General features: G+C 29.6%; 12 protein-coding genes. 7 read left to right on the top strand and 5 right to left on the bottom strand.

The genetic code is table 11. The features are described from left to right. Window positions 1–21: 21 nt before the first annotated feature. The 7 genes from SBO79_RS03060 to SBO79_RS03030 all read left to right on the top strand — a co-directional run bounded on the left by SBO79_RS03060 (window position 22) and on the right by SBO79_RS03030 (window position 6648). On the top strand, window positions 22–1131 hold the full coding sequence (locus tag SBO79_RS03060) for a cysteine desulfurase family protein (RefSeq protein WP_318641713.1): 1110 nt from the start codon (window positions 22–24) through the stop codon (window positions 1129–1131). A 16-nt stretch (window positions 1132–1147) separates the two neighbouring features. Beyond that, entirely contained in the window at window positions 1148–1723 is a 576-nt protein-coding gene (locus SBO79_RS03055) for a phospholipase D-like domain-containing protein (RefSeq protein WP_318641712.1), read from the top strand. 159 nt (window positions 1724–1882) lie between these two features. Further along, window positions 1883–3349, top strand: a complete 1467-nt coding sequence (locus SBO79_RS03050; RefSeq protein WP_318641710.1) for a DEAD/DEAH box helicase family protein — start codon at window positions 1883–1885, stop codon at window positions 3347–3349. Between the two features lie 10 nt (window positions 3350–3359). Then, window positions 3360–3566 (top strand): hypothetical protein, encoded by a 207-nt coding sequence (locus SBO79_RS03045; RefSeq protein ID WP_318641708.1) that lies wholly within the window; start codon window positions 3360–3362, stop codon window positions 3564–3566. Window position 3567: 1 nt separating this feature from the next. Continuing rightward, the gene (locus SBO79_RS03040) at window positions 3568–5754 is read left to right on the top strand and encodes a hypothetical protein (protein ID WP_318641707.1); all 2187 of its coding nucleotides are present in this window, start codon (window positions 3568–3570) and stop codon (window positions 5752–5754) included. Window position 5755: 1 nt separating this feature from the next. Next, window positions 5756–6250, top strand: a complete 495-nt coding sequence (locus SBO79_RS03035; protein WP_318641705.1) for a hypothetical protein — start codon at window positions 5756–5758, stop codon at window positions 6248–6250. Beyond that, on the top strand, window positions 6247–6648 hold the full coding sequence (locus SBO79_RS03030) for a hypothetical protein (RefSeq protein WP_318641703.1): 402 nt from the start codon (window positions 6247–6249) through the stop codon (window positions 6646–6648). Before SBO79_RS03035 ends, SBO79_RS03030 begins: the two co-directional genes overlap by 4 nt. A 170-nt stretch (window positions 6649–6818) precedes the next feature. Here the strand turns inward: SBO79_RS03030 and SBO79_RS03025 are convergent, their stop codons facing one another. Genes SBO79_RS03025 through SBO79_RS03005 form a run of 5 tightly spaced genes read right to left on the bottom strand, consistent with a single transcriptional unit; the run spans window position 6819 to window position 13801 of the window. Further along, window positions 6819–8081: a DGQHR domain-containing protein gene (locus SBO79_RS03025; protein WP_318641701.1), complete on the bottom strand. Its 1263-nt coding sequence runs from the start codon at window positions 8079–8081 to the stop codon at window positions 6819–6821. Further along, complete coding sequence (locus SBO79_RS03020) at window positions 8071–8571, bottom strand: hypothetical protein (RefSeq protein WP_318641699.1); 501 nt, start codon at window positions 8569–8571, stop codon at window positions 8071–8073. The genes SBO79_RS03025 and SBO79_RS03020 overlap by 11 nt, the downstream gene beginning before the upstream one ends. Window positions 8572–8575: 4 nt before the next feature. After that, window positions 8576–9703: a phosphoadenosine phosphosulfate reductase domain-containing protein gene (locus tag SBO79_RS03015; protein ID WP_318641696.1), complete on the bottom strand. Its 1128-nt coding sequence runs from the start codon at window positions 9701–9703 to the stop codon at window positions 8576–8578. Beyond that, window positions 9700–12930, bottom strand: a complete 3231-nt coding sequence (locus SBO79_RS03010) for a hypothetical protein (RefSeq protein WP_318641694.1) — start codon at window positions 12928–12930, stop codon at window positions 9700–9702. Before SBO79_RS03010 ends, SBO79_RS03015 begins: the two co-directional genes overlap by 4 nt. Then, entirely contained in the window at window positions 12917–13801 is an 885-nt protein-coding gene (locus SBO79_RS03005) for a DUF4007 family protein (RefSeq protein WP_318641692.1), read from the bottom strand. Before SBO79_RS03005 ends, SBO79_RS03010 begins: the two co-directional genes overlap by 14 nt. Window positions 13802–14004: the final 203 nt, after the last annotated feature.

Genomic DNA, 14004 nt, shown 5'->3' with positions numbered 1-14004 from the left:
TATTGTAAATAAACTTTTTCAATGCATATCAGTTATCTAGACTCTGCAAGTACAACAAAAACTTCACAACGTGTACTTGATACAATGTTGCCGTATTTTACAGAATTATATGGGAATGCTAGTAGCTCTCATAAATTTGGCGAAATAGTAAAAGAAGCGGTAGATAAAGCGCGGATGCAAGTCGCCTCCATAATTGGCGCGGAATCCTCAGAAATTATATTTACTTCGGGAGCTACAGAATCTGTAAATCTTGCCTTAAAAGGGTTTGTAGACGCAAACTACGACAAAGGAAATCATATTATCACAGTCAAAACCGAACATAAAGCTGCTTTAGAAACTTGCTCATATTTAGAAGAGCGAGGTTTTGAAGTAACTTATTTAAATGCTTCAAAAGATGGTACAATTTCACTGCAGGAATTAAAAGATTCTATTAGGCCAGAAACGCTATTGATTTCAGTAATGTACGTTAATAACGAAACAGGAGTTATCCAAGAAATTTCGAAAATTGGGGAAATAGCTCGGCAGAATAATATTGCATTTTTCTGTGATGCCACTCAAGCTGTTGGGAAAATTTCTGTCGATGTCGATCGTGATAATATAGATATGCTATGTTTTAGCGGCCACAAAATTAGCGGCCCAAAAGGAGTAGGAGTCCTTTATAAAAAGAGAGGAATTCAACTTACTCCGCTCATTCATGGAGGAGGACAAGAAGGTGGGCTTCGCGCTGGTACTTACAACTCTCCAGCAATAGTTGGTATAGGTAAAGCATGCGAAATAGCAGAAGCTGAAAATTCTAATAATTCTGAAGAGTTGCGCAACATCAATGAATATATTCTGCAAAAATTAATGGATATTGAAGGTGTTCAAATAGTCGGAAATAAAGATTCACGAGTATCGAATATTCTAAATGTCATTGTTCCTGGTTTAGATTCAAATTTATTTATAGCAAGAAATAATGAATTCGCTGTAAGCAATGGCTCCGCGTGCAATTCAAATTTAGTGCAAGTTTCACATGTTTTGAAAGCGATGGGCTTTACTGATAAAGAATGTGAAAGCTCAGTTAGAATTTCCTTTGATTACAATTCTAAAATTGAACAAATCGACCAGGTTGTTAAAATATTAAAAGAGTAATATAATTTTTAAGTATATGTTGAAAGATGTTAATTGGTCAGAAGACAGAGATTATAAAACAGGGAGTGAAGATGAACCATTACAATTCTATTTAGATGGATTGACTAATAGTACTGAATTTCATTTATTGTTAGGTTATTTCAGTTCATCTGCGATCAACTTGCTATCAGCTGGTTTTGCTACTTTCATAAGCAAAGGTGGAAAAATGAGAATGGTAATCAATCATTTGCTTTCCTCAAAAGACAAAGAAGCAATCCATAAAGTAGAAGAAAGTGATATTAACGAATTGAAGGTATTTGATTTGACAGATTCAAGTATTTTACATCGCTATTTAGATGAATATGATACACACTTTTTTGAATGTTTAACTTATTTGATATCGCAAAAAAGAATAGAAATTAAAGTTATCAAGCCAAAAAATGGAAAAGGAATTGCTCACTACAAATCTGGAGTTTTTAGTGATGGCGAAGATAATGTTGGCTATAAGGCGTCTTGTAACTTTACGCTATATGGTTTATCTGAAAATTTAGAGCAGCTTGAAGCATTTCTAAGCTGGGAAGATGGAAGGTCTAATAAGTTGATTAAAAAATAACTTAAAATAATTGATGACTATTTTAGTGAAAAAGATGATGATGTAGAGTATTTACAAACAAAAGATATTGAAGTAGTATTAAAAGACAGATTTGGAAAGAAGGATATAAATGAGTTACTCGTTCAAGAAGAAACACTTCTTAGAAAGAAACAAAAATTGATGTCTTCAAATTCAAAAATGCGTAAAACAATATCTAATATTTTTGCTAAAATTGAAACTGATCGAAAAGCTCCAAAATTTCCATATGTGGAAGGACCTAGGCCTTATCAAATTGAAGCATATAATAATTGGGTTGATAATGATTATAAAGGACTATTTGCTATGGCAACTGGGACAGGAAAAACATTGACTTCGTGTTATTGTTTAATTGAAGAATTTAAAAAATCGAATCTCCAAAAAAATATTATTGTAGTTCCTGGCAAGGAATTAATTAATCAGTGGTCTGATGAATTAAAACTAAGTAATTTTAGTACAATCATAAAATGGGCTTCAAATAACTCAAAATTGAATTCTGACATCAACTACATTAAGCTTTTAATGCACGATTCTAATCTTAAGGAGTTAAACATTGTAATAACATATGACAGTTTTGTTTCCGACAAATTTTTAAAAATTTTCAGAGATAAAATGAAGGACTTTACTGTTGTTTTTGACGAAGCTCACAACATGGGTGCAGATGGTTTTATGAAAATATTAGAAGATATCAAGATTAATAAAACTATAGGCCTATCAGCAACACCACTTAGATTATGGGATGAAAATAATGAAAATATTTTTATCGAATCTTTTTTTAAAACTCAACCACCTTACACATACTCTTACAGTATGGAAGAAGCAATAAAAAATGGCTTTTTATGTAAATATCATTATGAACCATTTTTTGTAACTTTTACAAATTCAGAATGGGATGAGTATCTTAAATTAACTCAACAACTTCATCATAAAAATGAAGGCGAAACCATTAATACAAAGGCAGCTTTAAAACGTCAACTTCTGAAAGACCAAGCAGGAAATAAGAATAATGCTGTACTTGAGGTAATTAAAATGTTAGTTGAAAATAATAATTTTACAAATACACTAATCTACTGTCCAAAAGGTATTGATCATAATTTAGAAGATCGTTATATTTTCTTATTGCAAGATGAAATTAAAGAGAAATTTCCGAAAATTAATACTGCTACTTTCTTGGGAATTACTCAAGGGAGAGAATTACTTTTAAATGACTTCGAAAGTGAAAAGGTTCATATGCTTTTAGCAATAAAATGTTTGGATGAAGGAGTTAATATACCTAAAACCATGAATGCGATTTTTGTAGCATCGGGTCAAAATTATAGAGAGTTTGTACAAAGACGCGGTAGGGTTTTGAGAAATTATGAGACTGATACTTTTATAAAGGAGTATGCACACATTTACGACATTGTCGTACTACCTTCAATCGCTCAGTTTTTTAATGATCGTTCAACAGCAGAACGCTTAATTATTAGTGAATTTAAAAGGTTGTATGAATTTTATGACCTCTCATCCGATAAATTTAATACATACAAAAAAATAAAAAACGAATTAGAGAAATATGGATTAACGGAAGGTTATATTAATACAATGGTAAAAAATGAAATTATAAACTAAAGTGATAATTATGAATACAGATCAAATACTTAGAAAAATACTCTCTGATACTGAACTAAAAAAACATTGGACAGAAATAACGAATGCAGATAGTGAAAATGTAAATACTATTAGAAATAAAAACAACATTTATTTAAAGTACTTAAACGCAGTTTTAGCTGATGAGATCGCAAATGATAATGTTAGAAGGCAAATTGTAGCAAATTTAATTAGTTAATATGGGAGTAGTAATTAAACAAATTCAATTAAAAAATTGGTTTGGATACAAGGGAGAGTACGAAGATAACACATTTGAATTTTCAGATGGTGTAAATATAGTTGTTGCAACAAATGACATTGGAAAATCCAAATTACATAATGCTTTTCGTTGGATTTTTGAAGACAAAGTTATTTTAAAGAATACTGAATCTAATAAGCACGAAATTATTTCTATTAATATGAATAATATTTGTGAGGTGCTAAACCATTTTATTCAAACTTCATTAAAGAACGATGAAAAAACTACTTTAGGTGTAAAACTAACATATGAAATAAAAAATTTAAGAGGTGATTCGAAAGTTAGAATTTTGACTAAAGAAATTTTGTGTGGAAAGGAAGTTAATACTATTAAAGTTGCTGAAACTAAATTTAAAGTTGAAAGATTAGAAAGAGGTAATTTAAAGACAGCAATGGAAAATTTCAGCGATTGTGTTAAAGAATTGATGAGAAATAATTTGAAAGATTATTTTTTAGTTCAAGGAGAAAACGTTGAAAATTTAACCCCTTTAAAGGGTAATAAGTTAGTAGATACAATTAATAATTTAGTAGAATTAGACATTTTAGATAAGAAGTACAATACTTCAGATCTATTATCTAAATCAATAAAAAAATTAAAAAACGATATCGAAACTAAAGACAATAGAGACAATGTCGTTGCAAAAAACAATATTAAAAAGAAACAAAGTTTAGAGAAAGAAATTGAGATACTTGAAGAAATAGAGTTAATTGAAATAGAGGAATTTATAATAGAAAATGAAAAAACAATTCATATATTTTCTTCTCAAGCAAATGAGGCTAAAGAAAGAAAGAAATTAAAAGAAGAAATAGATAAATTTAATAAGGATATTTATTACAAAGAAGGTAATCTTAAGGCTCTATACAAATCATTTGTTGAAAGTTGTATTAACGGTAATTTTTGGATTTCTAAATTAACAGGAAATACATTAGAGAAAGAAATTTTAGATCAAACGTCAATAGAAGTTAGAGAATATGTGGCAAATCGAAGAGCAGAATTGGATGATCGATTAACCGGAAAGGAACAGCAAATGTTATCTGCCTTGGAACGAGATCAACCAAGTCCACTAATTTTAGATCAAATGGTAGTTGAGGGTCAATGCTATGTGTGTTCTCAAAAACTAAATGATGAAGGTAGGATTTATATTAAAGAAAAATTAATTCCATATTTTAAAAAGGAACTAAATCATGATGATATTGAATTAAAAGTTTTGGAAGATGTTCACGACTTCGTAAAAAAATCCCAAGGCTATCTGAATAAATTTTCCCCAATAGATTTGGATTTTATAACACAGCAAAAAAATGAAATAATAAGCATAGGAAAGGAAATTAAAGAAATTGAGATATGTCGTGAACGATTTGTTGAATCTAATGGAACATTAGAAGAAAATGATGATGATAATATTACATTATCTACTTATAATGACGCTTTAATTAAAGCAGAAAAATTAAAAGAGGAAAGAGAATGTAAAATATCAGAATTAAATACTAAAAAACTTGAATTGTCTAATGTCAAGATAAATAATGAAAAAGAAAAAGTAAGTAAAGAATTTATAATAGCGGAAGATTTGCAACGTTTTAGTGAGTTGTTAAGCAATTATCTTTTGAAACTTAAAAATGAAGAATATTTAGCTTTTTGTATAAAATTAGAAAATGTTGCAAATAAAAAATGGAAAGCTTTTACAAATAGTAATGCTGTTTTAAATAATCAGAATATTAAAGTTGAATTCAGCATAAATTCAGCAAAAAAGCCTGAATTCGAGATTAGAGTTGTAGATAAATATGGTAATAATTCCGATCAAGGAGGCGGTGCGTCGCAAGCGATTAGACAACTTTCTGTGATTTTCGGTTTAGTCGAAATTGCAAAAGGAAATGTGGATTATCCATTTATAGCCGACGCACCAACTTCTCATACGACATTAGCTTTAACAGAGGAGTTTTTTAATTATCAGTTAGATCATGCCCAAAATCAAAATATTTTGATTACAAAAGAACTATGGGATGATAGGTCAGATGATTTAAATAGCACTGGTCATTCAATACTTAATAAAGTTCAGAATATAAATAATGCTAGATTTATTACTATAAAGAATGGTGAGAAAAAAAACAGATTAATAACATTAATTAAATAAGATGGATAGTATAATATTTGGTCATTCATTGTACATAGATAAAGAATACGAATCTTTTATTAACAAATTTAGTAGTACAACTGGTTCCGATTTTCCAAAAGGTAAGATGGGCAATTATTTAACAAGTTGGTATGAAGGGTACATATATTGCTTAATGATTGGATTAAATATCAATTCTCGTCATTATAAGGGTTTTGAAAATAAGCATCAAAAAATGCCTAATTGGTCAAATCAAAATATTAACCAATATAAATATTGTATTGCAAGAGTTATCGGGAGAGAAGATATTATTAACGAACTAGAGTTGAATTCACGCGAAAAGATCCTTGAAAACTATAATGGTCTATCTGAATTGCTAAAAAAGGTAAAAGAAATATGTGATCAATTCGCACTCGGTGGTTTACATTATTTAAGGAAGGAATATGATAACGATTCTACTCTTTTTGATGACCCATTTGCATTATCAACGATCTATGAAAACGCTTCAAAAAGTTGAAGATAAATCCAGCAAAATTTATTGATAATTTAAAAAGAGATAAAGCTAGAGGGAACCTTGCTCCGCATCAAATAATTTTATTGATAGCTCTATCTAATATTTATTCTATTTCTAAAAGTGATACAACAGAAATCAATGTTTTAAATATTGAATTTCAACAAGTATGGAAGCAGCATAAAAACGTATTTGTTTCAAAAAACAATACGATAGGTTTGCCATTAAAAGCTTTTGTCAATCGTGAATACTTGCAGTTAACTACTAGTGATGTCATTAATGATTATAGGAATAACTTAGAGCTGCAGTCAAAAATAGAAAGTATAAAAATGGACCGAATACTTACACGATTATTTCACGATTCAGATATTAAAGAGTATCTGATAAGTAGAATAGTGCGGTAGCGAAACAAATAAAAAATGGTTTAGATCTGAAGAAATAAAATCCCTTTTAAAAATAAGTGAATGTGAGTTAATGCACTTACTTTTAGAAGGTAAAATATAATTTGAAAAAGAAGGAATGGCTTTCTTGTGTAAATTTAATAATTTATTTTTTTTATATAATTTCACATTGATTATTTAAAAACACTTTTTGAATCAAATCCAAAATCTGTAAATAATTCTTGATCTTTTTTTGTTTTAACAAATTTAATATTTAAAAAATCTAACATTAGAAGAATGGAATATCTAATTCTTGTTTTTTGAGTTGTAATGTTATTGGATTCTTCATCCCAAAGTATTTTTCTCCAAACAGGGTTGTTTAAGTTAAAAGTGTCTTTCTTAAAATATTCTAAAACATCTTCTAATTTATCATATTTTTTGGCAATCTTTACTAAGTCAAAAAAAATATGCTGACCTATTGGTCTGAAAATTAAATTTGTATTATGACTTTTTCTATCGACTACCCCTTCCTTTATGAATTTTTTAAATGCTGGAATGACATTAAGATAATCATCTAATTCAGTACATATTTTTTTGTATAATTCTTCTAACTCGGTTGAACTTAATCTATTTTTTATAAAAGAATCACTATTACATCCATCCACTGTTATATTAAAAATTTTTTTGTCTGTTAATAAGGTCAAAACCGTAGAATATAAAGTTCTAATGTTTGTGTATGATTCTTTATTATTTACATTTATAGAAGGGCTTTTGTTTACTAAAATTTTATTTTCTAATAATTTAAATTCGTCAATAATTCTTCTAGTAATAATAGCACTATTGTCATCTTCACTTAGGATAATAATTTCACTTAAATCAACTGGTTTTGCATATCTGTTTAACGTTGTGAACAATCTTCTAGTTCTTTCTATTCCATCTATGGTCATTCTATGTGCTAGAAATACAACAGAAACTTCATCATTTAATATTTCTTTATTATCTTTAATTGCTTCTCTTATACCTACTGCTCTATGTTGACCGTCGATTGCGAAAATTTTTTCATTCCCTTCTAATGTTAAAACGCCCATTGTAGATGAAAAATATTTTGCTTCATCTTCACTAAAAAAATCTACACTGTCATTTGGATTACTAATTTTTAACTCTTGCCATACCGGTGCTCCGTCAAAAATACCTAATATTAAACTATTGAAAAATCTTTGAGGTTGGGTATTTATATATTCAACTAACAATTTTGTTTTTTTATTATCCAAATCTCTTTGAATCCATTCACCAAGTTTTAAATCATTATTTAAATAATTTTTATCAATTTCTTTAGGAAGTTGAACTCTATTTGCTATTTCTTTAAAAGACATTAAACCAGTATAATAAAACCAACCATCATCGTCAGTTCCTATTTTTCCTTTTAGACAAGGTATCTTAAGTGTATTATTTTTCATAAATGTTTTTAAGAGCTGTATTAATTTTTGCTTCAGGGATACTTGTATTTACATGGGGTACAAATACATTTAATAACGTTTCTTCATATAAATCTACATCACTTTTATGTGAAATTTCAGTATAATAAAAATAAATATCATCTTTATAAATATTCAACATTTCATAAACTTTATCTCTTGGTTTCCCTTTTCCTGATTGTTCATCTAAATAATTTCCATATCTTGTAAATAACGAATTATTAGTCTTTCCTATATAAAACAAATAATTAGTTGCTATAAAATTGTTATATTTTGGATTAACTATAAAACAATATAAACCAGTCTTTTTTGGTATTTTGTTTTTATTTACTTTATTGAATTTTAATTTTTTCCATTTTAAAGGAATGAGGATTTGCTTAGTAGTATCATTCCAATTGTTTGGATACAAAAAAAACTTTTTAATATGTATTAAATACTCACCTCTTTTTGCAAAATCTATATTATAAGCCATAAATTTATATAAAGCAACTTGCACAACCTTCACCTTCAGCTTCTAAGATTTCATCTTGCCAACTAGTAGAATTTTTTGCGTTCGTTTTGATTTTATGCATTCTTAAATAGTGCTCTTTTTTTATGGATTGAACCCTTTCTGGTTTTTTGAGATCAATTAGTGGTTCAATAGTCCAAGTATATCCTTCTTTTTCATACTCCATTGCTTTGGCATACAATTCTGGATGTTGCTCTAATAACCAAACCCATTCGATTTTTTGTTGATAGAAACAAAAGAAACATCCAGATCGGCTTCTAGAGTATGTGCCAGTCTTTATTTCCCCATCAATTTCAACTGTATAATCCAAGGGTAAATAATAAGCAGGAATACCGACACCTGAATCTTTTAGTTCTTTAAAGATTTCATCTATTCCTAAAACTTCGTCATTATCAATCAGCGAAAAGCTTTCAAGCTTACCAACTGGATAATCGGTCGATTTCAGGAATTCGAAGACCACTCTGTTGAATAACTTTACATCAGTATCTAAAAGTGCGTTTAATTTTTGTTTCTGCGTAAAACGCAAGGAAATAGGTTGTTCGATATATTGCAAAATCATCTGAAGTTGCGATGAAGATGAAACTCGTTCAAATTCTCTTTTCAAAAATTCAATATTGGAATTTGCTAGAAATTTTTTAATTACATCTTCGCTCCAAATGTTTTTTCGGAATGGAAAGATTGATTGGATATTTTCTTTTTTTGATACATAACCTTCGCGATTTTCATCTCCTCTAATTCCTACGTAAGAAATTGTTGGTTTGTCTCCAATTTCATTTTCGAAAGGTTCAAGTTTCATTTTGCCGGTACACCATCGAGCGGTTGCAGAAGGTAAATATCCCCCGTACATTGCTAAAAAGTGATCAAATGGATTTTTTTCTGGAGAATTCAAGTCATCTATAGACTTATATAAGCGAATATTCTTTCCTAGAACTGAATTTAATTTATTGATCAGATCGTAAGTTTCTGTAAGCTCTTTTCCAGTATCGCAAGTATAATATTCGACATCAATGTCTGGATGTTTTCTATTCATATATATCGCCAATGCAGCGCTGTCCTTACCACCTGAAATTCCTAAAACATGTTTTATTGCGCTCATAATTCAATTTCTTCATTTAGTTCTTTCGATAGTAGTTCCATCAAAAGCTGCTTTCTTTTATGAACATCTAAAATACCTAATCTATTTTGTAGTTCGCCCTTTAAAACATCAAAATCTTTATGACGCTCACTAGAAATTATAATTTTATCATTTATAATATTTCCAGAAGTTCCAACCAACTCAATCGAAATCATTTTGGTGTTGTCTTTATTTGAGAAAACATGCAAATCGGAGGCTCTAATAAGGCTAACTAAATAGTGTTGTAAGTTAGTATTTAGGAGTAATTCTTCTTCATCAATCATTTTGTCAATTGATTTTCCAAGAGCCGCATCAGCAACTGATTTTAACCAGGAAGCTCTATCGTCTAATGGAGATATTAATCTTGTGTAAAAAACAGATTGTTGTGTTCCTAAAAGACTTTTGTTAATAGAGGTGAGTCTGGAATTGATTTCTTTTTTGTATTCTTTAAAATCTTTTGATTCACAGACAAAAGAATCTATGATTTTTTGTTCCACTCTATCGATTAAATCGTCAAACGCAGTTCGTATTTCGCGAATTGCTTGCTCGACATGTGCAGTATATGTTTTCAATATTTCTTCATCATCACTTATAGATATGGAATGAAATTCTAAAGCTGAAGGGAATTGATTAAAAAGCGCGTCCTCAGGGTCTTTTGCATTCTTGATTGCTTCTCGTAGACGAATCGCCTTGGGAGAAATCTTTTTAGTATTAATTGCATATTCGTTGAGACCTCTGTAAAACCGCAGAAAATTCCCAAAAATAGAAAGAAAAGTGCTGCTTGTTCCTTGCTCATCACTAGATGCTTGAACCAGTTCTTTGTAGCTTTCTAAAACATTTATTTTTAAGCCAGTTACATCATAGCTTTTAATAGAGTAGTTAGTTGGAGATTTATGAATTAGATCAAAGACATCGTCGCTGAGAAATGGTACAAAACCATTTATTTCATGAAAGAGCGCAAAATCCTCCCGCTTAATTATCAAGAATAGCGGTATCCAAAAATCAATAAAGCCTCTCTTTAATTTGAATGGAGCTTTGGTCAAAACATCATATAGTTCTCCAAGATTACGCTTTGATGAATTTGCTGATTTTAAAAATGATTCACACTCATCCCACAGAGGAAAAAAAGATGGGTTGTCTGGTTTGTGGTAACTAAAATTTTTGGCAGTACTATTTTTTTTATGAATTCCGTTTTCCCTCACTAATGTGATGTAAATAGATTTCTCTGGGGGAAATTTTTCGTAAGGAAATCCTACGTCCTGCTGAGATTCATTATTCATCAAATGTCTGACGAATGATTTTCTTGCTGAGCTTATTTGTGTACTTAGAAACTCTTTGTTTACCAATTCATTTTTAAAGACGGGGCTGCTGTTAAATTCATTTTCGCAGATTCTTGAAAGAGTTTTATTTAAAGTCTTCTTAGAATCAATATTTTGTTTTTTGCCGTTGTATAACCACACATTTTGTTGATCCGACAAAAATAAATTATTTAGAACCTTCTTTTCCAGCTGCTGTTTGTGGAATTCTAAATCATTAATAAGTAATTTTCTGGCTTTTAAATCCTCGGCATGTTTCTCAATTAAATGCTTTAATTTATTGATGTCGAAGATTTCGTTGTAGATTTCTTTAGAGTTTTTGTAGGATACAAAAAGGTTACTTCCTGCTGAACTAGAAACTTTTTTTATGTCTTTTTCAGAAATTTTGCTGTCAAAAATTAGATTGATGTAGCCGTCTACGGCACCTTCAGCAATCGAAACATCGCTAAGATCATTTAATATTTTAAATTCAAAGAATCGCGGAGTGCCGTTTTTGAAAGAATTTTCTTTAACAAGGATAATTGGAAAATCCACCAATTCGGAAATAGCATCTTTAAGAGAAAAGTCAGGATTAATTTCCTTAGTTGCATCAGCTAATTCTTGTTCAATATCGATGTCGGTTCCTTCAAGGAAATTAAGTTTATTACTGTGATTATAAAATCTTAAAACTCCCGCGGCTTTCAATTTGGATATAGCTACATCAACTTCATCTATATGAAATTCACTTGTGTAATGAATATATTTGGCTACTACTTCTTCATTGAGTAAACTAGATGGCTTTGTAAATATCGCCGTAAGACAAATCGTTTTAATAATCTCTGCCAATAAATTGTAATCAATATCTTTAATAAGTTCAGCTCTCTCAAGTGCTCTAAAACAAGTCTGCCATTGCGACCTATGAGGATTACTTAAACTATAAATTTCGCTACCTAAAGTATTGGTTAGATATGTATAAACATTTGCAATGGAGTAAAAGTCGCCTTTGAATTTGCTAATCGAGAAATCTGAATTGTCGTCTAAAAAAGTAAACAAAGATCTTTCATTTTGCCCATATCTTTGAAGAGCTTGAACAAGAATATTTGCAGATAACCAGTCTAAAGGATATAATTTCTGTGCGAGATCACTATTAGTTTCTTCACTATAATTAACCAGATTATTATTTTTAATTAGCTTGTTTAATTGATTGAATCGATTAAAGTTTTTGTTAGGTAAAACATGCGCTTCCAATTTTTTAGACGCAAAAAATAGTAACTGCTCAATGGGTTCGTTAAATAATAATTCAACGAAACGGCCTTTAATTTTTTCCCATTCAAGTTTATCTGAAACGTCTAAGCTGCTACCGTATGAAACAAAGCTTTGATGCAAGGAAATTATAAAGTAAGCTTCTTTTTCATCGTCATTCGCCCATTCTGAAATTAGCTGCAATAAATATAAGTCGTCGGCATCATTAGTTTTATTAATGTACTCTAAGAACTTGCCAAATTCGTCTATTATTAAAACTACTCCCTTATTTTTCTTCGCTGCCTTTTTTCTTCTACTTTCTAACTCAATTATAATTTCTGAAGCAGATAATATTTTGGACGATAGAAGTTTAGAAAGTGAATTACGTAGAGAATTATTTTCACCAATCAATTTTATGAACTCGTACTCTTTATCTTCAAAATTAGCGTCGCTGCTAAAATAAAGTTTTTGTCGTTGTAGGTTTTTTTCAAGCGCCCATAAAAATGTGGACTTCCCTGTACCGTAATTTCCAATAAGAGTAAAGGATTTATTGCTACTTGATGAAGTCTTAAAAATGCGATTATAAATCTGAATTGCGTTTGGAGTAACAACATAATTCAAATCCTTTGATTCGTCTCGTAATATATTGGTTGAGATACTATTGTTTTTCATAATATGCTTGCAATAAATCGTTTTTAAAATTTTGATCTAATCCTTTGATCTGAATTTGCCTTATACCTGCATCGTTTTTATAGACGAATTCGCTATAAACTGTAGATAGTAAATCAATTAGATTATCTAAGGATTCATTTGATAAGCAGAAGTATGCTCCAAGAGTCCTTCTAACTTCGTCGTAATTTACTATTTCTTTACCATCAAATTGATCAAGTAAACAATAAGCAAAAATTGCTGTAGGAATATTTGATCGATCTTCCTTATTCAATCTAAACTGCTTTTCACTACCATCTGTTGCAGATAATTGAGATATTAAATTAAGTTCCAATAGAGGAGAATTGAAATCGTCCTCTATAGTTTTTAAAGTTTTTGTAGGAGTTGTGTATAGCTTTATAAAAGCTTTAAAATCGGAGCTAAGCGTGTTTTTACTAACTTCTCTTTCACTTTTATCACGTATCTTTCTTTCAATAAACTGAATGATTTGAAATTCAGAAAATTCTAGATTCAATTTGTCATTAAAATATTCGGCAAAAATTATATTATAGATGCTTGCATATTGTGTCTTGCAGATTTTATATTGCAATAGCCATAAACTTCCTTCATCTTCTAAATAAGGATCGTAAGATTTTGGTTCAAAAAACATATCTCTTGCAAACTCTTTAATTTCGTGATTTTCACTAATCAAGTCAAATGCTCGCAACCAATGCTGAATTGACTGCACCATATTTTTACCGACTCCTAAATTTGAAATTGCGACTTCGGTGTTATTAAAAGAGTTATATCCATGATTCTCAATAAATTGCAATCCTTTAGAAAGCCATTGTTGTCTACAATGAAAGGTGTCATGACCGGAAAATTTTAAAATCATTTAAATGCTATTTTTTAGGTGCAAGATATGCAATTGGATACATTCATCCAATTTGAATTGAGTGAATGTTTATATAATATCAAATTATTTAAAAGTGAATTTTTGATTCTATTTAAAACGAAAATTAGTTTTAAAATCCTGTAAGTGATGATGTTATCTAGATATTTTGATATTGATGGTAACATCATTTCATATTGGTACTG

Source organism: Flavobacterium ardleyense, from assembly GCF_033547075.1.
In the GTDB taxonomy this organism is placed as follows: domain Bacteria; phylum Bacteroidota; class Bacteroidia; order Flavobacteriales; family Flavobacteriaceae; genus Flavobacterium; species Flavobacterium ardleyense_A.
Note: the sequence above shows the minus strand (reverse complement) of the source record. Positions and strands in the feature narration are given on the sequence as shown.

Bases quoted from the DNA above. Each gene is read 5' to 3' on its own strand.
- SBO79_RS03035 (WP_318641705.1), top strand. From the start codon at position 5,756: ATGGATAGTATAATATTTGGTCATTCATTGTACATAGATAAAGAATAC.
- SBO79_RS03055 (WP_318641712.1), top strand. From the start codon at position 1,148: ATGTTGAAAGATGTTAATTGGTCAGAAGACAGAGATTATAAAACAGGG.
- SBO79_RS03025 (WP_318641701.1), bottom strand. From the start codon at position 8,081: ATGAAAAATAATACACTTAAGATACCTTGTCTAAAAGGAAAAATAGGA.
- SBO79_RS03015 (WP_318641696.1), bottom strand. From the start codon at position 9,703: ATGAGCGCAATAAAACATGTTTTAGGAATTTCAGGTGGTAAGGACAGC.
- SBO79_RS03060 (WP_318641713.1), top strand. From the start codon at position 22: ATGCATATCAGTTATCTAGACTCTGCAAGTACAACAAAAACTTCACAA.
- SBO79_RS03040 (WP_318641707.1), top strand. From the start codon at position 3,568: ATGGGAGTAGTAATTAAACAAATTCAATTAAAAAATTGGTTTGGATAC.
- SBO79_RS03050 (WP_318641710.1), top strand. From the start codon at position 1,883: ATGTCTTCAAATTCAAAAATGCGTAAAACAATATCTAATATTTTTGCT.
- SBO79_RS03020 (WP_318641699.1), bottom strand. From the start codon at position 8,571: ATGGCTTATAATATAGATTTTGCAAAAAGAGGTGAGTATTTAATACAT.
- SBO79_RS03005 (WP_318641692.1), bottom strand. From the start codon at position 13,801: ATGATTTTAAAATTTTCCGGTCATGACACCTTTCATTGTAGACAACAA.
- SBO79_RS03045 (WP_318641708.1), top strand. From the start codon at position 3,360: ATGAATACAGATCAAATACTTAGAAAAATACTCTCTGATACTGAACTA.
- SBO79_RS03010 (WP_318641694.1), bottom strand. From the start codon at position 12,930: ATGAAAAACAATAGTATCTCAACCAATATATTACGAGACGAATCAAAG.